This window comes from Rhizobium rhizoryzae, from assembly GCF_011046895.1.
GTDB classification, from domain to species: Bacteria; Pseudomonadota; Alphaproteobacteria; order Rhizobiales; family Rhizobiaceae; genus Neorhizobium; species Neorhizobium rhizoryzae.
In genome coordinates, this window is the sequence record NZ_CP049249.1 from 1062610 (window position 1) to 1087228 (window position 24619).

General features: G+C 58.6%; 22 protein-coding genes and 1 riboswitch. Of the genes, 5 read left to right on the forward strand and 17 right to left on the reverse strand.

Features of this window, described 5'->3' with window-relative positions:
• Positions 1 to 77: 77 nt before the first annotated feature.
• From murQ to murA, 3 genes are all read right to left on the reverse strand, one after another.
• Positions 78 to 1001, reverse strand: a complete 924-nt coding sequence (murQ, locus tag G6N80_RS05685) for an N-acetylmuramic acid 6-phosphate etherase (RefSeq protein WP_165131977.1) — start codon at positions 999 to 1001, stop codon at positions 78 to 80.
• A gap of 125 nt (positions 1002 to 1126) precedes the next feature.
• Positions 1127 to 2005, reverse strand: a complete 879-nt coding sequence (locus G6N80_RS05690; RefSeq protein ID WP_165131980.1) for a glucosamine kinase nucleotide-binding domain-containing protein — start codon at positions 2003 to 2005, stop codon at positions 1127 to 1129.
• The gene (gene murA / locus G6N80_RS05695; RefSeq protein ID WP_165131983.1) at positions 2002 to 3258 is read right to left on the reverse strand and encodes a UDP-N-acetylglucosamine 1-carboxyvinyltransferase; all 1257 of its coding nucleotides are present in this window, start codon (positions 3256 to 3258) and stop codon (positions 2002 to 2004) included. The genes G6N80_RS05690 and murA overlap by 4 nt, the downstream gene beginning before the upstream one ends.
• A gap of 122 nt (positions 3259 to 3380) precedes the next feature.
• On the opposite strand from murA, the gene G6N80_RS05700 reads away from it, so the two are divergent.
• A complete protein-coding gene (locus G6N80_RS05700) occupies positions 3381 to 4229 on the forward strand; it encodes a MurR/RpiR family transcriptional regulator (RefSeq protein WP_165131986.1) in 849 nt (282 codons plus the stop codon).
• 10 nt (positions 4230 to 4239) lie between these two features.
• Here G6N80_RS05700 and G6N80_RS05705 read toward each other — a convergent pair whose 3' ends face one another.
• From G6N80_RS05705 to G6N80_RS05750, 10 genes are all read right to left on the reverse strand, one after another.
• Entirely contained in the window at positions 4240 to 5088 is an 849-nt protein-coding gene (locus G6N80_RS05705; RefSeq protein WP_165131990.1) for a carbohydrate ABC transporter permease, read from the reverse strand.
• Complete coding sequence (locus tag G6N80_RS05710) at positions 5085 to 6005, reverse strand: carbohydrate ABC transporter permease (RefSeq protein WP_165131993.1); 921 nt, start codon at positions 6003 to 6005, stop codon at positions 5085 to 5087. Before G6N80_RS05710 ends, G6N80_RS05705 begins: the two co-directional genes overlap by 4 nt.
• A 62-nt stretch (positions 6006 to 6067) precedes the next feature.
• Complete coding sequence (locus tag G6N80_RS05715) at positions 6068 to 7306, reverse strand: extracellular solute-binding protein (RefSeq protein WP_165131996.1); 1239 nt, start codon at positions 7304 to 7306, stop codon at positions 6068 to 6070.
• 43 nt (positions 7307 to 7349) lie between these two features.
• A complete protein-coding gene (locus G6N80_RS05720) occupies positions 7350 to 8420 on the reverse strand; it encodes an ABC transporter ATP-binding protein (protein WP_165131999.1) in 1071 nt (356 codons plus the stop codon).
• A gap of 24 nt (positions 8421 to 8444) precedes the next feature.
• A complete protein-coding gene (locus tag G6N80_RS05725; RefSeq protein ID WP_165132002.1) occupies positions 8445 to 9083 on the reverse strand; it encodes an HAD-IA family hydrolase in 639 nt (212 codons plus the stop codon).
• A 173-nt stretch (positions 9084 to 9256) separates the two neighbouring features.
• Entirely contained in the window at positions 9257 to 10054 is a 798-nt protein-coding gene (locus tag G6N80_RS05730) for an inositol monophosphatase family protein (RefSeq protein ID WP_062557182.1), read from the reverse strand.
• Positions 10055 to 10065: 11 nt separating this feature from the next.
• Entirely contained in the window at positions 10066 to 11127 is a 1062-nt protein-coding gene (locus tag G6N80_RS05735) for an ABC transporter ATP-binding protein (RefSeq protein WP_062557040.1), read from the reverse strand.
• Positions 11124 to 13355: an ABC transporter permease gene (locus tag G6N80_RS05740; protein WP_165132005.1), complete on the reverse strand. Its 2232-nt coding sequence runs from the start codon at positions 13353 to 13355 to the stop codon at positions 11124 to 11126. The genes G6N80_RS05735 and G6N80_RS05740 overlap by 4 nt, the downstream gene beginning before the upstream one ends.
• A gap of 87 nt (positions 13356 to 13442) precedes the next feature.
• Complete coding sequence (locus G6N80_RS05745) at positions 13443 to 14468, reverse strand: ABC transporter substrate-binding protein (protein ID WP_062557181.1); 1026 nt, start codon at positions 14466 to 14468, stop codon at positions 13443 to 13445.
• Positions 14469 to 14572: 104 nt separating this feature from the next.
• On the reverse strand, positions 14573 to 15478 hold the full coding sequence (locus tag G6N80_RS05750) for an ABC transporter substrate-binding protein (protein WP_156379364.1): 906 nt from the start codon (positions 15476 to 15478) through the stop codon (positions 14573 to 14575).
• Positions 15479 to 15811: 333 nt separating this feature from the next.
• Here G6N80_RS05750 and G6N80_RS05755 point away from each other — a divergent pair, with 333 nt between their 5' ends.
• A complete protein-coding gene (locus G6N80_RS05755) occupies positions 15812 to 16552 on the forward strand; it encodes a response regulator transcription factor (RefSeq protein ID WP_165132008.1) in 741 nt (246 codons plus the stop codon).
• Entirely contained in the window at positions 16549 to 18645 is a 2097-nt protein-coding gene (locus tag G6N80_RS05760) for a two-component system sensor histidine kinase NtrB (protein ID WP_062557036.1), read from the forward strand. The genes G6N80_RS05755 and G6N80_RS05760 overlap by 4 nt, the downstream gene beginning before the upstream one ends.
• A gap of 44 nt (positions 18646 to 18689) precedes the next feature.
• Here G6N80_RS05760 and ribB read toward each other — a convergent pair whose 3' ends face one another.
• The 3 genes from ribB to G6N80_RS05775 form a co-directional block, all read right to left on the reverse strand.
• Entirely contained in the window at positions 18690 to 19331 is a 642-nt protein-coding gene (gene ribB, locus G6N80_RS05765) for a 3,4-dihydroxy-2-butanone-4-phosphate synthase (protein WP_165132011.1), read from the reverse strand.
• 131 nt (positions 19332 to 19462) lie between these two features.
• Positions 19463 to 19611, reverse strand: a riboswitch (FMN riboswitch).
• A 64-nt stretch (positions 19612 to 19675) separates the two neighbouring features.
• The gene (locus G6N80_RS05770) at positions 19676 to 20452 is read right to left on the reverse strand and encodes a DUF1194 domain-containing protein (protein WP_165132014.1); all 777 of its coding nucleotides are present in this window, start codon (positions 20450 to 20452) and stop codon (positions 19676 to 19678) included.
• A gap of 108 nt (positions 20453 to 20560) precedes the next feature.
• Positions 20561 to 21040 (reverse strand): Lrp/AsnC family transcriptional regulator, encoded by a 480-nt coding sequence (locus tag G6N80_RS05775; RefSeq protein WP_062557033.1) that lies wholly within the window; start codon positions 21038 to 21040, stop codon positions 20561 to 20563.
• A gap of 98 nt (positions 21041 to 21138) precedes the next feature.
• On the opposite strand from G6N80_RS05775, the gene G6N80_RS05780 reads away from it, so the two are divergent.
• Positions 21139 to 22587: an aminotransferase class V-fold PLP-dependent enzyme gene (locus G6N80_RS05780; RefSeq protein ID WP_165132017.1), complete on the forward strand. Its 1449-nt coding sequence runs from the start codon at positions 21139 to 21141 to the stop codon at positions 22585 to 22587.
• A gap of 3 nt (positions 22588 to 22590) precedes the next feature.
• Here G6N80_RS05780 and G6N80_RS05785 read toward each other — a convergent pair whose 3' ends face one another.
• A complete protein-coding gene (locus G6N80_RS05785; protein ID WP_082547364.1) occupies positions 22591 to 23595 on the reverse strand; it encodes a LacI family DNA-binding transcriptional regulator in 1005 nt (334 codons plus the stop codon).
• A 115-nt stretch (positions 23596 to 23710) separates the two neighbouring features.
• On the opposite strand from G6N80_RS05785, the gene ltnD reads away from it, so the two are divergent.
• On the forward strand, positions 23711 to 24616 hold the full coding sequence (ltnD, locus tag G6N80_RS05790; RefSeq protein WP_165132020.1) for an L-threonate dehydrogenase: 906 nt from the start codon (positions 23711 to 23713) through the stop codon (positions 24614 to 24616).
• The last annotated feature ends 3 nt before the right edge of the window (positions 24617 to 24619 follow it).

Consider the following 24619-nt stretch of genomic DNA (forward strand, 5'->3'; position numbering starts at 1 on the left):
TCAGTGTCATGCTCATTCTCCCTCTGGTGAGCTGGTCCCGAAGCTTCTGAAGGCCGGGCACTCAGCGAAAAATTCGTTCAGGCCTGCGCCTCTGCAATTGCCTTGCGAAGAAAACCGTCATGCCGGGTCAGCGCGAGATCTGCATCCTGCGCTTCCATGCCTGTGAGGATCATCAGGATTGCGCGCTTCACGTTATTGCCGCTCTTCTTCAGGTGGCGCTCCGCAATGTCCGCAGAACACCCCGTTGCCTCGGCAATGATGCGGATAGCCCGCGCCTCGAGCTTCTGGTTGCTGATGGTCAGATCCACCATCAGGTTTTCATAGGTCTTGCCAATGCGGATCATGCTGGCCGTTGTCAGCATGTTCAAGACCAGCTTTTGCGCGGTGCCGGATTTCAGACGCGTGGAGCCGGTTACCACTTCCGGCCCGACGACCGGCGCAATAGCGATGTCTGCCATCTCGACCAGCGTCGAATGCGGATTGCAGGTCAGCGAAATGGTTTTGGCACCGATGGATTGCGCATAAGTCAGCGCACCGACCACATAAGGCGTTCTGCCGCTGACCGCGATGCCGACGACAACATCCTTGGCGGACAGGTTGATCTCTTGCAGATTGCGCCTGCCTTCCTCCACATCGTCTTCCGCACCCTCCACGGCATGCAGAATGGCCTTGGGACCGCCTGCGATCAGACCGACGACCATGCCCTCAGGCACGGAGAAAGTGGGCGGGCATTCGGATGCATCGAGAACGCCGAGCCGGGCGCTCGTTCCTGCGCCAATGTAGATCAGGCGGCCGCCTTCGCGAAACGCGCGGACGATCTCGTCCACGGCCTTCGCGATTTCAGGGATAACACGGGCAACCGCTGCCGGAACCAGTTCATCCTCCCGATTCATGACGGTTAGAATGTCTTCAGTCGGAAGCAGATCGATCGACATGGAATTGGGATTGCGAGCTTCCGAAACCAGCTGCTCTAGTTCGGCCATCAGGTGCTGGTGCGACATGGATCCTCGCTCATCATTTTTTAACAGACTATGATCGTATATTCCGACTGTCAACGAGAAAAGGAATATATTATTCCTTAAGGGTCATGTCCAAAATGGTCGCCTGATCAGTTCGTCGTCGGGGATTAAAGTCGCCTTGCGAGAATGATCGAGCCGCTCACCGCATCGCCATCGGCAGGCTTCAAGCGGCGGCGTACATCGGGTGAAAGCCACGGCTCAAGAGGGCCGGAAAGACCCCCCAGTAGGGTAACCAGAGGCGCACCGTATTCTATCAGCCTGCGCACCAGCGCATCGATCTGCTCGGCACCCGCCTGTACGATCTGCCGTGCTGCCGCATCCCCTTGATCCGCATGGCGCAGAACCAGCGGCGCGAAGGTGGCGTAGTCGGTCGCTGTTGCCTTATCCATCCAGCCGACGATCTTGGCTGGCGTTTGGTCGAAACGGTTCAGCACTTCGTTCAGCAGGGCTGTCTTTTCGCGCCGCCCATCGAAAGCCCGCAGAGAAAACTGGATGGCCTTCAGGCCGAGGTCGGCACCGCTGCCCTCATCGGAAATCGGAAAGCCATAGCCACCGGCGCGCAACTCCTGACCGCCGACAATGGCAAGCCCGATGGAGCCCGTACCTGCAATGACGATGCCGCCATCTTGGCCGGAATGGGCTCCTAAACAGGCGGCTGCTCCATCTGAGGTGAAGCATATGCTGCCGAAAGGATGTGGTAGTGCTTCCAGTTCTTCGCGGGATCCCGCCCGTGTGAGGCCTGCAATGCCGATCCCGGCTTTGACGTTGCGAGCCTCTAAGGGATTAAGGCCCGCTTCTTCCGCAGCCCCCGTCCAGGCCCGCATAACCGAGGCCCAGGCGTTTTCGACGCCCAGCCGCGTGGTGGCAGGGCCAGAAAGACCCTGACCCAGCACGTTTCCCGCCTCATCCACCAGTCTCGCACGGCAGCCAGTGCCGCCGCCATCGACACCGAGAAAGAGCACCTGGTCCTTCAACTCGGCTGTCATCGGGACACCCGCCGGATGTTTGCGCCGCATTGGGAGAGCTTGCGGTCCAACTGCTCGTAGCCGCGGTCCAGATGATAGACGCGCTTGATGACCGTTTCGCCCTCTGCCGCAAGCGCTGCCAGAACGAGACAGACGGAGGCGCGCAGGTCCGTCGCCATGACCGGCGCACCCTTGAGGAACGGCTTGCCTCGCACCAGAGCCACCGCTCCGTTCAGGGCGATATCGGCTCCCAGACGGCCCAGTTCCGGCACATGCATGAAGCGGTTTTCGAAAATGGTTTCGCGAATGACGCTTGCTCCATCCGCAAGGCAGGCCATGGCCATGAACTGCGCCTGGAGGTCTGTCGGAAAGCCGGGATAGGGCTCAGTGGTGATATCGGCATGTTTGATCCGTTCACTGCCGTTCACCACCACCCCCCGGTCTCCGGGCCATACGGTTGCACCCATGCTTTCCAGCACTTGCAGAACGGATGCCATATGCTCCATGCGCGCATTGACAAGCTCGATCCGTCCGCCGGTGATCATCGCAGCGGCGGCATAGGTGCCTGCTTCCACGCGGTCGGGAATGGCATGGTGGCTGGCAGGCCGCCAGTTCGTTTCTCCCTTCACCAGAAGGCGATGCGTGCCAGCGCCTTCGATCTCGGCACCCATGGCGGTCAGGCAGGCGACGAGATCCACCACTTCCGGCTCGCGGGCCGCATTCAGGATTTCCGTTTCACCCTTGGCACAGCAGGCCGCCATCAATGCAGTTTCCGTGGCACCAACCGATGGCCCTGATAGAACGATACGCGCACCTTTCAGGCCGCCATTGGTAGACGCAACGATGTAGCCGCCCTCGACGGAGATTGTGGTACCGAGTGCGGTCAGAACCTTCAGGTGCATATCAACCGGCCTTGCGCCAATCGCGCAGCCGCCGGGCAAGGAAACGCGGGCGGCACCGAACCGGGACAGGAGAGGGGCCAGCACAAGAATGGAAGCGCGCATTTTGCGCACCGTTTCATAATCCACTTCGCCCGGCGTCAGTTGCGCTGCGTGAATGGTGGTGCCTGCCGCATCCTGTCTCAGTTCCGCGCCATACTGGGAAATAATCCGCAGCATGTTCTCCACATCCGAGACCTTCGGCAGGTTCGTCAGCTCCAGCGGATGGGGAGAGAGGAGCGCTGCGGCGATTTGCGGAAGAGCGGCGTTCTTGGCACCGGAAATCGGCACTGCGCCATCCAGCCTGTTGCCGCCAGTGATATGCAGTTCGTCCATGGGCTCGTCATCCGGTCAAAGACTGCGACATGCAGGATTCGGGGGGTGACCGATCATAGGATAGGCGCTATAATATTCCAGATAATTTTTAAATTTCGAATAGCTTATTCCGTGGAGGGATCATGTCGGTTCTCAAGGTTATCCAGGCGAAGCTGGATTCCATGACGGATGCCGAGCGCCAGATCGGCCAGTTCATTATCGATGATCCCGACCGCATGGTTCAGCTTTCCTCGGCCGAACTGGCGGCTGCCACTGGGCGCAGCCAGTCCAGCGTGGTCAAGTTCTCGCAGAAGATCGGCTATGATGGCTATCAGCAGCTGAAGCTTGCCGTCACCAAGGCCAAGGCACAGGAATGGCGCGTGCCTTCCGGCATGATCCACGGCACGATCGATGCAGGCGATAATTTCGTCACCATTCAGCAGAAGCTGGTGGCGAGCAAGGTGTCTGCCATGCAGCAGACCATGCAGGTGAACGCCGAGGATGCGGTGACGCAAGCGGTTGCAGCACTTGCCAAGGCACGCCGTATTCATCTGGCGGGCATCGGTGCCTCATCGCTGGTAGCGCGGGACTTTTCCTACAAACTGCTGAAGCTTGGCCTGATGGTGCTGATGGACCGCGACCCGCACGTGCAGATGGCGAATGCTGCCTCGTTGGGCGAGCGCGACGTGCTTTTCGCCATTTCGCAGTCAGGCGGCAACAGTGAGACGATCCGGCTGGCGGAACTGGCCCGCACATGCGGAGCCAAGGTCATTACACTGACAGGCCTCCACGGTAACAAGCTGGCGCAACTGGCCGACATCTCGCTGCATACGGTGGCTGATGAGGAGCGGGTTCGCTCCTCCGCCATCACGTCACGCGATGCGCAGCTTGCCATCTGCGATCTCGTTTTCCTGCTGCTGATTGCCAAGCTTCCTGGCGCAAACGATGCCATTCACGCCAGCGAGGCGGCAGTTTCCATCCTCAAGACTTAGGTAGAGGGCGCTACTTGATAGCGCCCGCCGTCATGCCATTGATGAATTGCCGTGACAGAGCGATGTAGAGAATGATGATCGGCAGTGCCGAGAGCGTGAGGCCGGAAAACAGCACGCCCCAATCCGTGCCGAACTCACCCATGAAGGTCGTCAGGCCCTGCGGCAGGGTTTTCAGATTGTTGTTCTGGATGAAGATCAGCGGGAAGAAGAAGTCGTTCCAGATGGGTACCACGTTCTGGATCGCGGCAATCACCATGGCAGGACGCACCAGCGGCAGCATGATGGACCACATGATGCGGGCCTCGTTCGCCCCATCCATGCGCGCTGCATCTTCCAGCTCGTTTGGCAGGCTGCGAATGAAGCCGGTCATGATGAAGACGGTCGTCGGCAGGCCGGTGGCGACATAGATGAAGATCAGCGAGAGCCGCGAGTCGATCAGGCCGAAATCGCGCATCTGGATGAAGAGGGGAATGATGGCAAGCTTCAGCGGCAGGGTCAGGCCCGCAAGGAAGAACAGCAGAATGAGGCCGGAGCCACGAAATTCGTAGCGGGCAATGGCATAGGCCGCCATGGTGCCGAGGATCAGGATCAGCGCAATTGAGGCGCCGGTAACGATGAGCGAATTGCCCATGTAGAGCAGAAAATCCGTCTCGTTCCACACCCGCAAAATGCTCTTCACATTGGTGAAGTCTGGAATTGAGAACGGCGACTGGAAAATCTGAGCATTGGTTTTGAAGGCGGAAAACACCATGATGACGATAGGAGCCAGCATGACGATGCTGTTGCCGATCAGAAGAATCTGGATCAGCCCATCCCAGCCGAAGGTGCGGAATGTGCTGCTCTCGACGGATTTCCTCATAGCTGGATCTCCCGCTTGCGCAGCCGGATGGTGATGACGCTGGAAACCACGGCGATGAACAGGAAGATCAGCACAGCGAGCGCACTGCCGGGACCGAAGTTTTCAGCCGACGCAGACATGCTGCCGAAGGCAGTCCGGTAGAAGTAGAGGCCAAGCACGTCTGTTGCGCCATGCGGCGAGCCATCGACGCCACCCATGATGAAGGGCAGTTCAAACCAGTTGAACGCACCGACGAAGAGCAGGGTGAAGACAACGGTAGCGGAAGGCGCGACCAGCGGCCAGACGATCTTGCTCATCTTCACCCATTCGCTTTCGGTTTCCATCCGCACGGCATCCAGGATTTCTGAAGGGATGCGCTGCATGCCAGCAAGAAAAACCAGCGTCGGGAAACCCACCATGTGCCAGGCATTGGCAACGACAATCGCGGTCAGTGCTGTCGAATCCTGCCCCAGCCATGGCTGGGCCAGACTGCCAAGTCCGACCGCGCGAAGGCTCGCATTCACCGCGCCGAATAGCGGATGATAGAACAGTTTCCACAGCAGACCGACGATGACGGTCGAAAGCACGACCGGCAGAAACACAGCGATGCGGTGGAAGCGCGCACCCCAAAGCTCGCGCCACAGGCAATAGGCGAGAATGAAGCCAAGGCCGTTCTGCAACACCATCAGGGCGAAGAAGACGAAGATATTGTGTTTGAACGCGTTGATCGTTCGTTCCGAGAACGGAAACTCAAACAAAACGCGATGGAAATTATCAAACCAGATGAAATCGCCACGAGCCAGCCCGTGCCATTCATAGAAGGCATAGGCGAAGGCCGATAGGATCGGATAGACGAGAAACAGACACATGAAGGCAATGGGCGGCACGACGAGTGCTGCAATCCATAATCTTCGACCTGTCAACTGGCTGGAAATCATCAGACGATCCTGCACGGCCTGCGAGGGAAAGGGTCGCCCTATTCAGGCGACCCATTGAGATGTTACTTTTTGAACGGCGCGTACCAGGCAGCCAGACCATCGGTCATCGACTTGCCGACATCGGCGGGTGTCGCCTGACCATTCAGCAGCTTGGAAACGCCAGCCTGGATGAGGTTGGAGCCCGTGGGTTCGCCGTAACGGAAGTTCACCAGCGTCATATAGGCGATGGAGTTCTTGTTCAGCTCTGCCACCTTGGCCAGAAGCGGGCTGTCGAAGGTGACGCCCGGAACCGCGGACACATTGCTGAGGCGGTTGGCAAAGGCCTGCGCGAATTCCTTGCTGGCCGCGTAGTTCAGGAACTTGACGGCGGCAGCCTCATCCTTTGGCTTGGCATTGGCACCGAAACCGGAATCGAAGAACAGGCCGACGAGCTTCTCGTCTTCCGCCTTCAGGCCGGGGGCTGCGAAGACACCCATCTTCAGCGCCGGGTTCTGCTTGGCAAAGTTTGCCAGTTCGAAGGAACCGCCTGCGAACATGCCTGCCATGCCGGAGGTAAAGAGCTGCTGGGCGGAGGCGTAATCAAGACCGACGAAACCTTCCGGGAAGTATTTGGAGATTTCCTTCAGCTTCGTCAGCGCCTCGACGTAGCGCTTGTCGTTGAAGTCTGTCTTGCCCGCCATCAAGTCTGCATAAAATGCCTTGCCCATGATGGAGGAGGTGAGTGCCGAAACGATGGTTTCGTTCTGCCACGCGGTTGCCGTGCCGTTCGCGAAAGGCATGACACCCGCGGCCTTCAGCTTTTCGCAGGCAGCGATGAACTCATCCCAGCTCTTCGGCTCTGTGATGCCGTTCTTCTGGAAGATTTCGGTGTTGTAGATCACCAGCATGGTCTGGCTTGCAGCAGGCACCGCATACAGCGTCTTGTTGGAGCGCATGGTGACAGATGCGAGCGCGGCTTCGGAGAAGCCCTTGACCGCTGGAATCTTCTTGTCGTCGAGCGGCATCAGGTAGCCAGCGCCGGCAAGACTTTCGATGCCGCCATAGGTGCGCGTCATCATCAGGTCCGGACCCTTGCCACCGGCAAGTGCTGTGGAAAGCACCGTGTTGTAGTTGGTGGCCTCGAACGCCTCGAACTTGATGGTGATATCAGGGTTCGCCTTGGTGAAATCGGCGAAGAACTTTTCGTATTCGGCCTTGTCTTCCTGGCGCCAGGTCCAGAATGAAAGCTCGGTCGCGAAGGTCGCGGTTGCTGACAACAGGTTTGTGCAGGCGATGGCTGCTCCCAAAAGAAGTCTTTTCATGTGTTCCTCTCTCTTTGTTTTATCATTCACAGGGTAACCATCCTCACATCGCCAGGCGTTGTGAGGTCTTGCTGCTGAAGAAGTGGAGCTTGTCCGCCATAACGCGGATCTTGACCGGCGTATCGGGCGCGTATTGCGTATCCGGCGTGCAGCGAATGGAAACCGGTGCTCCTTCGCCCATCTTGACATAGACGTAGGCGCTGTCTCCCAGATATTCGGTGTAAACCACCTGTGCGGCAAAGCCTTCGCCCTGAAGATCGGGAGAAATGCTCATTCCATCCGGGCGCACGCCCATCATCAACTCACGATCTGCGGCAGAGGGCAGGCGTGTCAACGAAATCGCGCCAATGCCGGGCGCGATCAACCGATCTCCCTCGCGCTCGACACCAAGCATCGCCATGCGCGGCGAGCCGATAAAGTTCGCCACGAAGGTATTGGCCGGTGTCTCATAGAGTTCACGCGGAGAACCGAACTGCTCGATCCGGCCGCCATTCATCACCACAATCCGGTCTGCCAGGGTCATGGCCTCCACCTGGTCATGCGTGACATAGATGGTCGTGCCGCCGATCTCGCGGTGAAGGCGGGCAATCTCAAGCCGCACCTCCGAGCGAAGTGCTGCATCGAGATTGGACAGCGGCTCATCCAGCAGCAGAAGCTGCGGCTTGCGCACCAGTGCGCGCCCGATGGCCACACGCTGGCGCTGACCGCCTGAAAGCTCGCGCGGCTTGCGCTCAAGCAGAGGTTCAAGCCGCAGCATGCGCGTTGCTTCCGCAATGCGCGCCTCCACTTCCGCCTTGCTCAACCCCATCAGCCGCGCACCGAAGGCCATGTTCTCGTAAACGTCCATGTGCGGATAAAGCGCATAGGACTGGAACACCATGGCGATGCCGCGGCGTGAGGGGGCCACCTCGTTCATGCGCTTGTCGTTTAGCAGGAACTCGCCATCCGTAATCGGGTCCAGCCCTGCGATGAGGCGCAGAAGAGTGGATTTCCCGCAGCCGGAAGGGCCAACGAAGACGATGAGTTCGCGATCATTCACATCGAGATCGATGCCATGCAAGACCTCTACGGCCTTGAAACGCTTTTTGATTCCGCGCAGTGACAATCGAGCCAAGTGGCAAACTCCGTGTCTGATCGGTCAAAGCTGCTGGGCAGCGGTTGGCTGCCTCAGCACTTGTTCTATGTGGGAAATCGTTTCCGCCGCAGTGGTGTGATAGATGCTGTTCCACCCGAGGCGACGGGATGTGTGAATATTGTCCAGCGTATCGTCGACGAAAATGATCTGGTCTGCCGAAACATTCTCGCGCTCCTGTACAGCAAGATAGATGTCTTCGGCAGGCTTCTCCATGCCCATTTCATGAGACAGGTAGCAGGCGTCGAAAAACTCCGGCCCCAGAAGCTCTTCTATGATGTGCCGCCAGTGAATGGCTTGCGTGTTCGAAAGGCAGACCACCCGATGCGCCACCCGGAGCTGGCGCACATAGCTGGCCATCTCTTCCAGCACGCCGCTCAGAAGTGCGGTTTCCGCCGCAAGAACTTGTTCAATCTTGAGGCCGTAAATGTGCTGAACCCGGTCGAGATAATCACCTTCGCTGATCCGCCCAAGGCGAAATAGCATATTGGCTTCAGCTAGGCCGGCATCGGGAGCGGAACCGCCACTCCACCGACCGCCTGCCTCGAGCGCAGTCCTGCGCCTGTCAGCATTCAGCTCGATGAAAACTCCGCCGACATCAAAAACGAAGAGCAGCTGATCGCGCTGTTGTGTCTGCCCGCCCATCCAATGCCCTCCACAGGTCAAACCCGTAATGGGAAGGAGAACGCCCTACATCCTTCCGTTCTCGCTCACATTGGCAAATCGCGGAGGAATTATCAATTCCTAATATCGTAAAAATCTAGAATAAAATATTTTGAGTAAGGGGGCCGGTCCTACGACCGACCCGCTCAGGAGTTTCAGCTGTTGTGAACAGCCAGCAGATCCTCATAGCAGGAGGCATTGCTTGCCAGCACGGGATGACCGGCCATCAGGTTTTCACCCGATAATGGATAGGGCAACACGCGTCCGCCCGCTTCCTGCACAAGGCAGAAGCCTGCCATGCAATCCCACGCCCGCATGACAGGCTCATAATAGCCAACAAGCCTGCCGGATGCGACATAGGCGAGCATCAGGGCGCCGGAGCCATTGCGAATGAAGTTGCCGCCGCGTGCGAGAACATTCGTGATGATTTCGCCAACGCGCTCAGGCGTCACATGGTTGTTGCTGCCAATGCCCGTCAGTGCGTTCTGCATGTTGCGGCTGGGGTCCAAAGTCAGAACCTTGCCGTTGAGAGTAGCGCCCTGTCCGGCCGCCGCGGCATAGTGCTCCTCCAAGCATGGAACATAAATGACGCCGATGACCGGCTTTTCGTCCTTCACGACGGCAATCGAAATGCACCAGGTGGGCATGCCGTTGACGAAGGGTGCCGTGCCGTCGATCGGGTCGACGATCCATGTATAGCCGGACGTGCCTTCCTCAAGACCGTCTTCCTCGCCCAGAAATCCATCGTTCGGGAAGGCATCGGCCACACGCTGACGAATGAGCTTCTCGACATTGCGGTCTGCCACCGACACGACATCATGCAGATCGCGTTTCGTCTCAATCACCAGAGTATCGCGACGGTTGAAGTAATCGAGGGCCACTGCGCCTGCTTCGACCCCAAGCGTATTAGCCAAAGAAAAACGTGTCTCGAGGTCGTTATCCATTACAGTCATTTCCATTCCTTTTATGCATCGATCAACGCGATACCGCGATTCTTGAACCCGAGTGTGACGTCGCTTGCTGCCGCGAGGCTATGCTCCACATCATGATCGATGATAAACAAGGTGCCGACTTCCGTTTCCACTTCATATTCCACATGGCCGCCCAGATAGGCGGAATGCAGAACGCGACCGGGTAGGCCCGTACCGCCCGACGCACCAATCTGGATTGCACCGGGACGCACCGCGAGTTTGGCACTGCCGCTGCGGGGCTGGCGTGTCGGGACGCGATGTTCGATGCTGCCCACGCGGATCACTGCGCTGCTGCCCTCGAGACCAATCACCTCGCATGGGATGACATTTGCCTCGCCCATGAAATCGGCGATGAAGGAAGAGGCCGGCGTCTCGTAGAGTTCGCGCGGTGCGCCCGACTGTGCGATCTGACCATCCTTCATCACCACAATGCGGTCCGAAACGGCCAGTGCCTCGTCCTGATCGTGGGTCACGTAGACGGCTGTGAAACCGAGACGCTGCTGCAACTCCCGGATCTCGGTGCGAACCCGGCGGCGAAGCCGTGCATCCAGGTTGGAGAGCGGCTCATCAAGCAGCAGAACCTGCGGCTCCAGCACCAGCGCGCGGGCAACCGCCACGCGCTGCTGCTGGCCACCGGAAAGCTCTGCCGGCAGACGATGGCCCATTCCGCCGAGGCCAACAAGCTTCAGGCCCTCTTCTGCCTTTTCCTTCGCCTCATTCTTTTTGAGGCCTGAGGAGAGAAGACCGTAGGCGACATTCTCCACCGCGCTCATATGCGGGAAGAGCGCGTAGGACTGAAAGACCATGGAAACATCACGTTCATTGGCGGGCAGCATGGTGACATCCTTGCCACCAATCAGTATGCGACCGGAGGTCGGGTGTTCCAGCCCTGCCAACATGCGCAGCGTGGTGGTCTTGCCGCAGCCGGATGGCCCCAGAAGTGTGACCAGTGTACCCGGTTCGATGGTGATCGACAGATCGGGGATGGCCGTGAATGAGCCGAAGGTTTTGCGGACGTGTTCGAAAACGACTGAACCGGCTTTGACGTTGATCATGCGGTTTTCTCCTGACCGAGAGGAAGAGTTTGTGCCTTTTGCTGTCCTGCTACACGATTTTCGCGGCGCAGACGGCGTTCGCCTACCAGAAGCTGGAAGCCTGCGATCACGGTGATCATGACCACGATGAGCATGGACGAGTAAGCAATTGCCACGCCGTATTCGCCATTTTCGACCAGCCCGACGATATAGGACGTCGCCATGTTGTATTGCGCGCTGACGAGGAAGATGACGGCGCTGATGGAGGTGATCGCCCGCACGAAGGAATAGACCAGCGCTGCGGTGATTGCCGGACGAAGCAGCGGCAGAACCACCTTGCGGATGGTGCGGAAGCTGTCGGCGCGGAGCGTGAGCGATGCCTCGTCCAGGCTCTTGTCCAGCTGGCTCATGGCTGCGATGCCGCCGCGCACGCCAACCGGCATGTTTCGGAACACGAAGCAGGCGATGAGAATGAGGGCGGAACCTGTCATTTCCAGCGGCGGCAGGTTGAAGGCCATGATGTAGCTGACGCCGATAACCGTGCCGGGAATGGCAAAGCTCATCATCAGGGCAAATTCGAACAGGTTGCGACCTGCAAATTTCTGGCGGACGATGATGTAGGCGGTCAGCAGGCCAACGGCGGCCGTCAGCGGTGCCGAGATCAGGGCAATTTCCATCGTCGTCCAGAAGGAATTCCAGGCCACGCCGGTCCATGCGATCTGGCCGTTGTTGATGCCGACGGAGAAGGCGCGGATGTAGTGATCGAGCGTCAGCGTGTTATCGAGGCCCCAGGTTTTCACGAAGCCGCCGACGAGGATCATGCCGTAGACGACAACGGTGAAGATCATCCATGGAATGACGATGGCATGAACCCCGATGGAGAGGGAGCGGGGAAGCGCGATATGCGCACCGCTGTCGCCTTTGCCGGTGACGGTCGCAAAGTTCTTGCCAGCCAACCAGAAGCGCTGTGCCAGGAAGGCGCTGAGCGTGAAGCAGAGCAGCACGACGGCGAGCACGGCTGCACGGGACGGGTCATTCTGCGAACCGACGACGGCGAAAAAGATTTCCGTCGAGAGAACGCCGTGACTTCCGCCAAGCACCAGCGGGTTGCCGAAATCGGCCATGCTTTCAATGAAACCGATGAGGAAGGCATTGGCGAGGCCGGGTTTCATCAGCGGCAGCGATACCTTCCAGAACGTGCGCCAGCGATCTGCGCGAAGCGTCTGCGAGGCTTCTTCCATGGAGGGACTGACGCCTTCTACAACGCCGATCAGCACGAGAAAGGAAATGGGGGTGAAGGAGAGCACCTGCGCGATCCAGATGCCGGTCATGCCGTAGAGCCAGCGACCCGGTTCTATGCCGAACCAGTGCGACAGGGTTTCCGTCACGACACCGGCGCGACCGAAGAGCAGCGTCAATGCAAGTCCGATGACGAAGGGTGGCGTGATGATCGGCAGAACGGTCAGCAGCCGCAGACCCTTCTTGAACGGAAAGCGCGTGCGCGTCGCAACCAGAGCAAAGGCAAGGCCAAGAATGGTCGAGCCGGTCGCCGTCATGATTGCCAGGAACAATGTGCGCCAGGCAACGCCGCAGCGTGAACCGCCCACAAGGCATTCGAGGCTCCAGATGCCGGGGTCGCGCATATTCTTGATGAAGCCGTCAGGATTGAACGAGCCATCAAAATCCTGAAGCGCAGCCACCATCATGCTGCCGATGGGATAGAAAACGAAGACACCGACAAGGAAGATGAGCGAGGTGATACACGAGACGATGAAGGCATCGCCCTTCATGAAGCCACGTTCCGCCAGACCGAAAGACAGCGTCAGGACAAAGACGAATGCCAGCAGAACGGCGCCTGCCCCCATGGAAGGTTGCCCATCGGCAAGTGTTCCGAACAATCGCTCGCTGATCGACCATGTGAAGCCGGAAAAGCCGATCGCCAACCCCTGCAAGGTCAAAAAGGCAAGTCCGAGGCTACCCGCCGCGACCAGCACTGCGCCTCGTTTGGCCGGATCCTTGATCGTGCGCGCAAAGGCAGCAATCGCCAGGAACACAACGGCGCCCAGAATCCAGATGCGCCCGAAGGAGGCGATCTGCAGCAGGCCCGGCGCACTGCCCTTCGACATGGGGAAGGAGGAAAGCCAGCTAAGGCCGAAGAAGCCGCCATCGATGCGGTACCATGGGACAAGCGTCAGCGCCGCCGCCCCCAGAGCCAGAACAATATCCAGCCTGCGATTGCCATGTCTCATGGTCAACCTCGTGTTCTAGAATGTCTTTTTGGGAAAGAAGAGGAGGCGACGTGCAGGTTCGCACGCCGCCGGCCTTATCTCATCGGATCAGTTGGCAACCGCGCCGACTTCCTTGTCCCACCGCTCCAGCAGCGCCTTGCGCTTGGCAGGCTCGCCATAGGTCTTGAAGTCGTAATTGATCAGCTTGATGTCCTCGAAGCGCGGGGCTTCCTTCGGGATCTCGGCCTTCTTGTTGGATGGCAGCTGGAACGACTTCGCATCCTTCATGCGCGACTGCACTTCCGGCTTCAAAGACCAGTCATACCAGATCTTGGCGTTATCCATGTTCTTGGCGCCCTTGACGATCGACATGGAGCCAATTTCGTAACCAGTTCCTTCACAGGGCGCGATGGACTTGACCGGGAACCCTTCTGCAGTCTGTGCAACCGCATCATGCATGAAGACGATGCCAAGCGCCGTTTCACCGCGTGCCGCCGCCTTGACCGGCGCAGAGCCGGACTTGGTGTACTGCGAGATGTTGGTGTTCAGCTTCTTCAGATACTCAAAGGCCTTGTCTTCACCCATGATCTGCACGAGAGAGGCAAGCGCTGTGTAAGCGGTGCCGGACGAATTGGGGTTGGCGATCTGGATTTCGCCCTTCAATTCCGTGGCCAGAAGATCTGCCCAGCACTTCGGCTCCTTGTAGCCCTTTGTCTTGAAGATTTCCGTGTTGTAACCCCAGCCCAGAGCACCGGCGTAAACGCCGACCGTCTTGTAGTTCGCGCTCTCGGCCTGGCTCTTTGCCCAGTCCGTCAACTGATCGAGCATTGGCGACTTGTATTCCTGGGTCAGGTTTTCAGACGCTGCCTGGAGATGGGGGTCTCCGGTGCCTGCCCACCAAAGGTCGGTCTTTGGGTTGCGGGCTTCAGCGCGGATCTTGGCATAGGCTTCGCCGGATGACATGCGCACCATGTTGACCTTGATGTCGTGCGCCTTTTCGAAGTCGCCCTTCATCTGCTCGCAGATAACGACGTCGGCGGCGCAGATCAGGTTCAGTTCGCCCGCTGCGTGGGCGGGAATGGCACTCAGTGCCGTGCCTGCAAAGAGCAGGGTGGAAAGAAGTGTCAGGCGCATAAGGTCTCCTCCTGTTTTAAGCGTCTGGTCGAAAACTCCAGGCAAGGCTTCGCCGGTCGGCTGGCTGATGGGAGCTGCCGAGGTGATGGAAAAGCCTTGCAAGGTTACTGGGTGGGCGGATGGATCTCCGTATCGAAGCGGGCAAGCAGCCTGCTTCTCTCTTCCGGGGAACCAAAGGTGGCGAAATCGTAATCCACCATCTTGATCAACGAGATATCTGGCGCACCGGGCGGAAGCGATGCTTTTGAATTCGAAGGCACCTGGTTCTGGTCTGCCTGCGCGCCGGTTGCCTGTCCCTCCGGACTTAAAGCGAAATCGACGAAGCGCCTTGCCAGATCGCGGTTCTTCGTGCCCAGCACGATACTGACTGCGCCGATCTCGTAGCCTGTCCCTTCGCAAGGGGCGACAATCACGAGTGGCGCACCCGCTTCCTTCTGGGTTACGGCATCGTGCATGAAGGATATGCCGATCAGCGTTTCTCCCCGGGCGGCTGCCTTGACCGGCGCAGATCCTGCCTTTGTATAGTCCGCGATGTTGCGGTCCAGCGCCTTCATGTAGGTGAAGGCTTCGTCTTCGCCGAAGAGCTGGATCAGCGTTGCAAGCGTCGTGAAGGCGGTTCCGGACGAATTCGGATTACCGGACTGTATCTTGCCGCGATAGGCTTCGCTGATCAGGTCTTTCCAGCAGTTGGGCGCTGCAAGATTGGCTTTCTTGAGAAGCTCCGAATTATAGGCAAAGCCCAGGGCACCGGCATAGATTCCGGCTGCGCGTCCTCCGGACATATCGAAGAAGTTCTGCGCCCAGGGAAGCACATCGGTTTCGTGTTTCGAGGTGTAGGCTTCCAGCAGGTTTTCGGATGCGGCCTGCAAATGCGTATCACCCGTGCCGCCCCACCAGACATCGACGCTCGGATTGTTTTTCTCCAGGCGGATCTGATCCAGGATTTCACCGGTGCTCTTGCGTTGCATGGAAACGGTCAGGCCGCTATGGCGCTCGAAAGCCCGCTTCATGGTCACGCACCAGGCCTCATCCACCCCGCAAAGGATGTTGAGCGGCTCTGATCTTGCTTGCGAGCCGAAAGCCAGTGTCGTCACCAGCCCCAGCGCAATAGCACCCAACCTAAACACAAATTCCTCCCCGCCGGAACCTCCCCGTTCCTTAGGCTCTGAACATCGCACAGGAGACGGAATTCACAACCCCTCGAATGGTTACCGATTTTTCACTGCAGTGCCGAACCGCATGTCAAACCTTACAAATATTACAAAATTGACATTGCCGGTCATCAGCCAGCCTTTGATCATTTTCGGTAACCCCCCTAATATCATGATGGGGAGGACTACAGAGTGCTGAATCAGAAGGTAAGAATTCTGATCGTCGAGGACGATCCGGATATGGCAGAGCTTATCTCCGATCTCGTGGAGGCGGAGGGCTGGGCGCCACGCCTCGCCGCTTCGGCTGAGGTGGCCATGGATCTTCTCACCCAAGAGCCTGTGCATCTCATTCTGGTCGATCATAATCTGCCCGGCATCTCCGGCCGTGCCTTTGCGCAGCGGGTTCGCGCCCAGATGAACGTGGGCATCGTGATGGTAACGGCTGCCGGAAGCGCGACGGATCGCGTGCTGGGGCTTGAAACGGCAGCCGACGATTATGTCGTCAAACCGTTCGAGCCGATTGAACTCACCGCACGCATCAAGGCAGTGCTGCGTCGTACGATCCCGTCCCTGAAGGCGGAAAAGGAGGCCGAGCGGGATCACGGCAATCCGTCGCTGAGGCTTGGCGACTGGCTGATTGATCTGACCGCGCGGCGGGCCGTGTGCATGAGTGATCGCAGCAAGACATTGACCGCCGCAGAATTTGCGCTTCTCGAAATTCTGGCGGAAACACCCAATCACCCGGTCAGCCGCTCGCACATCCTTGATCGGCTAGGCGCCGAGACGGACCGCTTCATTGACCGTAACGTGGATGTGCTCGTGCTGCGGCTGCGGCGAAAGATCGAGCGCAATCCCGATCTGCCGCTCCACATCAAGACACGGCGCGGAAAGGGATATGTTCTGCACACCGATGACGGTGAGTTGGCACCTTGATTAACCGGCCCTTCCTATCCTCGATCGCCTTTCGTCTGCCCTTTGCCATCGCCTTCATCTGCGCCTCGGTGGTGGTGCTTTCGGCGGTCGCTATCTACGGCCTGCAAAAGGCGCGTACCGAAATGGCGACCTACAGTCTGCAGGCCTTTTCGAGCCTTGCCAGAGCCTCACTCGTATCCCGTCAGGTTTCCGACCTGGTCTCGAGCGCTCCGTTCCTCATGAATGCGACGTCCCCCTATCGGGTTTCCAGCGAAAGCCGGGCCGTTGTGGCGCAAGTGGATGGCTTGTTGCTGGCCATGGAGCCGCAGAAGGATGACGATTTTATCCGGGGGTTCTCCAATCGGCATATTCGGGACCTGTTGCAGGAGATCCGTACCCAGACGCTGGCGCTGGCAGCGGATGCAGAGGCCGCGCAGGCGCGCAAGGCTGATGCGGCGGCAGCTCTCGGCGAGATTGCGACAGGCCGCAATATTGCCGATCTCGAATTGCGGCGGCGGCTGAACACCATTGTACAATCGGCTTCCAATTCCGACAGCCTGTTCCAGCTTGGTGAGTTGAAGCGCCGCTACGTCTCGGAAACCGCGCTTTTCAAAAGTCTGGTCGATGCGGGTCCCAGCCTGCCGCTGGCAGAGCTTCAACCCTACGAGCGGGTTTTTCAGGCACAAACAGAATATCTCCTGGAAATGTTTTCGATCCGGGGCGCTGTGGCACGGCTCCATTCCGTCTCCCGCGACTTGTCGCATGCAACCGAGATGCAGACGGAAGCGGTGGCGAGAGGGTTGAATGAAGGGCTCACCTCCGCATCCAACGCGCTCAGTCGCCTGCTGATCATGGTCGCGCTCGCTTCGCTGCTGGTGCTGGTACTGGCGACGATTTCAATCCGCTCGGTGATGCGGGTATCGCGCGGGATTGTTGCCTTGTCGAACGGCATGAATGCGCTGGCCAAAGGCGAGCACAATGTCGGCCTTCCTGTCTATGCGGGCAGCGAAACGGAACTGGTACACCTGTCTGACGCTTTCCGCGCCTTCAAGGAGAGCGTCGATCGGGTGACGCGCTTGCGCCGCACGGCAGAGGCGGCTGCCCGTACCATTCGCTCTACGTTCCGTACCATGAATGAGGGGATCGCGCTTTTCGACGCGACGGGTCGCCCGATTACAATGAACCGACGGGTCATCGAACTTGTCGGTCGCACCGGTTCCTCACGCAAGTTCTCTCTGCGTCGTTTTGTCGAGACGATTCCGGAAATCGATCCCGCTCTTCTGCCGACACAGGGCGACCCCGGCGCGTTGATCGAGCGTTTCGTGGTCCGCCAGCGAACGCCTGACCAGCGGGTGATCGAAGTTGCGCTATCGCGCCAGCCGGATGGCGGTATCGTGCTGCTGGCTCGCGATGTCACCGCACTCGACCGTCAGGAGACGGAAGCCGCCAAGGCGCAGCGACTGGATGGCTTCATGCGCATGACCCACCAGTTGAGCCATGAAGTCGGCAACATGATCGGCATCATAACGGGCAGCCTGGGCCTGCTGGAGCGTGAAGCCGGCTTCAACGAGCGCCAGAGACGGCATATCAACCGTATCCGCAAAGCCGCCGATCGCGGCAGCTCGCTTGCCAGCAGCATGTTGTCGATCGGTAGCCAGCAGCCGATCAACCCGGTCCTGATCGATATCGGCGCGGTGCTGAAAGGCATGATGGACGTGCTGGAAATTGCCGTCGGCAGCCGCAGCCGCGTTTCGTTGCAGCTTGAAGAGCCGCTTCCTCCTGTCGCGCTCGACGCCGCGCTCTTCGAGCAATCGATTCTCAACCTGTGCCTTAATTCGGCGGCTGCGATGCCTGATGGCGGAGAGATCACCGTACGTGCTCAGGTGCATGCATCGACACTGGTCGTATCGGTTCAGGATACCGGGCTTGGAATGAGTGCAGAAGCGATCGACCGGGCATTCGAGCCCTATTTCACCACACGGGGCAGCGATGGCGGGGCGGGACTGGGGCTTGCCGTCGTATACGGTTTCGTTCGCCAGAGCGGCGGCGAAGCAAACATAGCCTCGACGCTGAACGAGGGCACGACTGTCGAGCTTCGTTTTCCTGTTGGATAGGGATTGGATCTGACCACCGAACTGGGTGGTCAGATCCTTCTACTTCAGGCCGCGACGGATGTCCTGGCCTTCGCCGCGTCTCTGTCGTTCAGGTAGGTGATCAGATCCTCGATCGCGATCAGCGGCAGACCATGTTCTTTCGCGAAGATCTGCAGGTCGGGAAGGCGGGCCATGGTGCCGTCATCCTTCGCCACTTCGCAAATGACACCGGCCGGAAAACGACCTGCCAGCTTGCACAGCTCGACGGCCGCCTCTGTATGGCCGGGACGCGCGCGTACACCACCCTGCTTGGCGCGCAATGGGAACATGTGTCCCGGACGTGCAAACTCCTCCGGCTTCGATTTGGGATCCACAAGTGCGCGTACAGTCGCTGCACGATCGGCAGCAGAGATGCCCGTCGTCGTTCCCGGCAGGTAGTCTACCGATACGGTGAACGCCGTTTTGTGCAGCTCTGTATTGTTGGGCACCATCAACGGCAGTTCGAGTTGATCGATACGCTCACCCTCCATTGCGATGCAGACGAGGCCGCGCGCCTTGTTCATCATGAAAGCAATGTGTTCGGAGGTGGTGGAATCAGCAGCGACGATGATGTCGCCTTCATTCTCGCGGCTATGATCGTCGACCACGATGATCATCTTGCCGCTTTCGATTGCGGCGACCGCTTCTTCAATACTGGAAAAACTCATTTCAACTTGCCTTTCAAGGGTTAAGCCATTTCTGGCTGCGTTCTTTGCGTATCCTTTCGGGAACACGCGAAAACTGCCCTTGGGCGAACAGGCATTCACACGCGCAGGCCACGGCGGCCCGAGCGCACTCTGCTTGCTCTCTTCCATCCGGACTATACCGTCGGCTCCGGAGTTGCACCGGATCTGCTGACCCTTCACCTCATCAGCGAAGGCGCTCGCGGGCTTGAGGTTTGCACCTTTTACCGCCGGTGGGGAATTTCGCCCCGCCCTGAGAACATCTACAAGATAGGTAGATCATCGTCTCTATTGCAAGTACTTTTGTGAAGATATCGGTACGGAAACTGTTAACGGTCAAAAAATTCGCGCCATTGGTTTTCGCCGACAGAACAGTCCGATTTGGGTTCTGTCGCGATCTTCCAGACGTCGGCCGGTGGTTGCAGCCCGCTGACTTCCATGATCAGCTTGCGCCGAACGGCCACTTCGAAATCCTCGATCTTTTGAACCGGCAGGACGAAGGATCCCGGTCCACCGATGACGCAATCCTTGTAATATCGATCAAGGCCCGTCGTTGTGCCCGAAGGACGCAATACCAGCGCCAAGCCATTGATAATGATGCCGGACGCTATGGCCTGATCGCGTGCAGTTTCGACAGGGCCGCCCATATTGTTCGGGCCATCGCCTGACACATCGATCACCTTGCGCATTCCTTCGAACCGGTTTCCACCGATCGTCGATGTACCAAAGGTAATAGCAGCGGATATGGATGTGCGCCTTTGTGTGGCAATCGGCCTTGCCGCCAGTTTATCTGCGAAAGCTTTTGCATCCGCGCCGGTTTCGATGATTTGCCAATCGAGAACGGAAGACGGGTCCACTTCGCCCGCCCATTCATAATAGGTGATGGCGATCTTGCCGATCAGCCCCATTTTCACGGCATTGATGAAGTCTGGATGCTGAAGAGCCGCAACATAGCCTTCACGCTGTATCCTGACCTCTTCATAGTCCATGGAGCGGGATGTATCGACGGCGAGAACCAGTTCGACATCCACCTCATTTCCGCGCGTTGCAACGGGGAGGCTATGAAGGCTGGTCAGGCTCAAGAGGACTGCAAGTGTGGAAAGCATGGCATTCTCTTCACAAGCATTCGGATATTCGCAACTGTAACACAGGTTGCGCCCAGCACGAGTGAGCGAATGAACAGCCATTTCACATTTCGGTGAAAGCTTAGGCTCTCACAGTTTAGTCAGGTCGGTTGGCCGGTTCTGGAGTATGGCCTCCATCGAGAAGAAGCCGGTAACGGTCGAGAAGTCGAAGTCGGTGATGAGCTTCTGATAGAAGGCGTCATAGCCGCGCATTCCGCGCGTCACCACTTTCAGCAGATAATCCCAGTCCCCGCCAATGCGATAGAAATCCACCACCTCCGGCAATTTGTCGACATGCTTGCGAAATGCCTCTGCCCAATCCTTGGAATGATGACGCGTGCGGATCATGACGAAGACGGTGAGATCGAGGCCTACTGCGGGGAGATCGACTGACGCCTGTGACCCGGTAATGACGCCGCTTTCCTGCAATCGCTGCAGCCGCCGTCCGCAGGCGTTTTGGGACAAGCCAACTTGCTCAGCCAACTCTCGCTGCGAAAGAGCTCCATTGATTTGCAAACATGTGAGAATGCGCCGATCAATGCTATCGATTTTCGCGATTTCTTGGGTCATTTGAAACAAGCTCCAGCAGAATTTGGCGAAAATAGATGATGAAACCACCGTCCTGCAATCGCTAACTTTACCTCACAGGATTCGAGGGGAGTTTCATCATGGATCAGGGCGTTCAACAGCCGATCAGCGCACTAGCCAGGTTTGAGCAGTCGCTGATGCGACCGGATATCATTGCGGATCTGGCGAATGGCCTGATCGGGCGCGATGCCGTTGTGGATGGCCCGTTCGGGATCAAACCGCTTGTCTATGCGGATTATGTCGCATCCGGTCGGGCACTCATGCAGGTTGAGCAGTTCGTACTCGAGCAAGTGCTTCCGTATTACGCGAACAGCCATACCGAGGCTTCCTTTTGCGGGAGCACCATAACACGTATGCGCCGTGAGGCGCGCAGCCGCATCGGCGAAATCTGTGGCGCCGATTCCCGTTATGCGGTCATCTTCACGGGCTCTGGGGCTACGGCTGGGCTTAACCGTCTCGTCAAGCTTTTCGGCGCGGATCTGGCAAACACGCGGGTTATCCTCGGCCCTTACGAGCATCACTCCAATATCCTGCCATGGCGTGAGTCTGGTGCTGATATTATCGAGTTGCCGGAAGCGGAAGATGGCGGTCCCGATCTTGAAGCCCTGTCGCAGTGCTTGGCGGAGTCCAGCCGGTTTGACCGCGTGATCTGCAGCTTCTCGGCAGCTTCTAACGTTACGGGGATCGTGACGGATGTCGCGACAGTCACCCGAATGGTCAAAGCCTCCGGCGCAGTCATGATCTGGGATTACGCCGGTGCCGGGCCCTATGTACCGATCCGGATGGTGCCGTCCATTGAGGCCGAAATCGATGCCATCGTGGTCTCGCCGCACAAATTCATCGGTGGACCCGGCGCTTCGGGTATCATGATCGTTCGCCGCGATGCGGTCGGTCGTGATCTGCCGACCTGGCCTGGTGGAGGGACTGTGCGCTTCGTGTCATCCCATGGGCACGACTACGCCCAGAATCTCGAGGCGCGTGAGGAAGCCGGCACGCCGAACGTGGTTGGCGATATCCGTGCAGCCCTTGCCTTCATGGTGAAGGAGGCTATCGGGGCCGACTATATGAGGGAGCGGCAGCAGGAATTGCGTCAGCGCGCACTTTCAGCGTGGCGGGCGCATCCGAACATCGAGCTGCTCGGCAATCTGGACACGGACCGTCTGCCGATCTTCTCGTTCCGTCTTCGCGACGGGCAGGGAGGTTATGTGCACCAGCAACTGGCAACGCGTATGTTGAGCGACCGCTTCGGTATTCAGGCGCGCGGCGGCTGTGCCTGCGCCGGGCCTTATGTGCATCGATTGCTGAATATCAGCGATGAGGAGTCAGACCGTCTGCGCGCTGCAATCCTCGCTGGCGAAGAAATGGAAAAGCCGGGCTTCGTGCGCCTCAATTTCTCAGTTCTGCTGGATGACGCCAAGGTGGATTACATTCTGGCAAACGTCATCCAGCTTGCCAGCGACGCCCTGAGCTTTGGAGAGGTTTACGGTTTCGATCCGGCGCGCGCCATCTTTTTCCCGAAGGCGGCCTGAGGTTCATTTCTCTGCATCGCCCAGTGTGATCTCTGCCCGCAACTCGATGCGGCGGGCGAGATCCTTTCCGTTGCCGTTCATCGCTGCCAAGGCGAGTTGCGCCGCCTGTTCGCCAATGGCTCTGCGGGGTGATGTCGAGGTGGCAATTCGAACAGGCAGCGCGCTTGTTATCTCCAGCCCGTTGAAGCCTGCGATGAGAATGTCGCCTGGCACATCTCGCCCTAGCTTCATGCAGGCAAACAGGCTGCCTGCCGCCATATCGTCGTTCGAGCAATAGATGCAATCAAGATCCGGATGCCGCGCGAGCAGGCGTTCGGTCAGATCTCTCCCGAGCCGGGAAGATGAAGCGTCAAGACTGGTTTCGACCGAAACGAAGGTCAGGCCGTTATCCTGAAGGGCTGCCTCAAAACCGGCGCGGCGTTTGATGGCTCGTCGGTCACGGTCGACCGCACTGCCGATGTAGCCGATCCGTTTGCGGCCAGATGCAAGAATGGCCTCGGCCATGTCGCGCCCTGCTTGTGTGTGGGAAAGACCAACCACGAAATCTATTGGCTCCCCGTCCAGGTCCATGATCTGAATGACGGGAATATCGCTCTGTCGCAGCAGTTTACGCGTCTCTTCCGGCTGATCCAACCCTGTAATGATGAGCGCTGCGGGCTTCCATGACAGCATGTTGCGGATGATGTCTCGTTCCTTGTCGAGGTCGTAATCGCTGACGCCGAAAACCGGCTGGAGGCCAGAGCCTTCCAATCCGCTGATGATGCCGCCAAGCACTTCCGGGAACACGATATTGGACATGCTGGGAATGACGACGCCTATGAGATTGGTCCGGCGCGACGATAAAGAAAGCGCAAGCTGATTGCCGACATAGCCCAGTTGCTCTGCTGCAACCTTGACCTTCTCGATGCTCGCTGCGGATACATCGCGTGCGCCCCTGAGGGCTCGCGAGGCCGTCATTTTGCTGACACCGGCCCTAGCCGCCACCTCTTCCAATGTTGGCTGACGCATGTGCGAAATCCTGTTTTAGAAATTTCCCGGTTGACAGAGTTAACAATCACCTCATACGTTACCGATACCGGTATCGATACCAGTGTCAAGCATGATTGCGTTGGGAGGCGCCAGCATGACGAGGCAAATGACAGCGACAGTCATCGGTCTAGGCTCCATGGGCTGGGGTGCCGCACTTTCCCTGTTGCGCGCGGGCTTCGATGTGAAGGGCGTGGATATCCGCAGCGACGTATTGGCCAGTTTCGAGAAGGAGGGCGGCAAAGCCTATCCGGACGCTGCCAGTGCTGGCGAAAGCGACGTGGTTTTCGTCTTCGTCGTGAACTCCCGGCAGGCCGAAGAGGTTCTGTTCGGTGAGCGAGGCGCGCTGAAATCTGCCAAGGCTGGCACCGTATTTCTTCTCTGTGTCACCATGGCACCCACTGCCACTATGGAACTTGCTGAGCGGCTGAGCAGCGCGGGTATGCAGGTCATCGATGCGCCGGTGTCCGGCGGTCATATCAAGGCTTTGGCGGGCGAAATCACGGTCATGGCTTCAGGGCCCGACCAAGCGTTCGACCATGCAGCCGCGGCGCTGGATGCCGTATCAGCAAAGGTATTCCGGCTTGGCTCGGAGGTCGGTCTCGGCTCCAAGGTCAAGATGATCAACCAGTTGCTGGCGGGTGTCCATATCGCGGCAACGGCGGAGGCGCTGACTTTGGCTGCCGCCGAAGGCCTCGATCTCCGAACCGTATTCGACGTCATTCGCGTGTCTGCAGGCTCCTCCTGGATGTTCGAAAACAGGGGGGCGCACATTGTGGATGGCGACTACACGCCACGTTCGGCGGTCAACATCTTCGTCAAGGATCTCGGTATCGTGACCAGCGAGGCTGACAAGGCAGGTGCCAGCACGCCGCTCAGTGCAGCCGCACTGGCCCTGTTCAAGGAAGCAACTGAGTCCGGTCTCGGACTGGAGGATGATGCAGCGGTGGCGAAGATCCTGGCAGAACGTGCATCCATCAAGCTTCCTGGCATGGAGGGATAATCT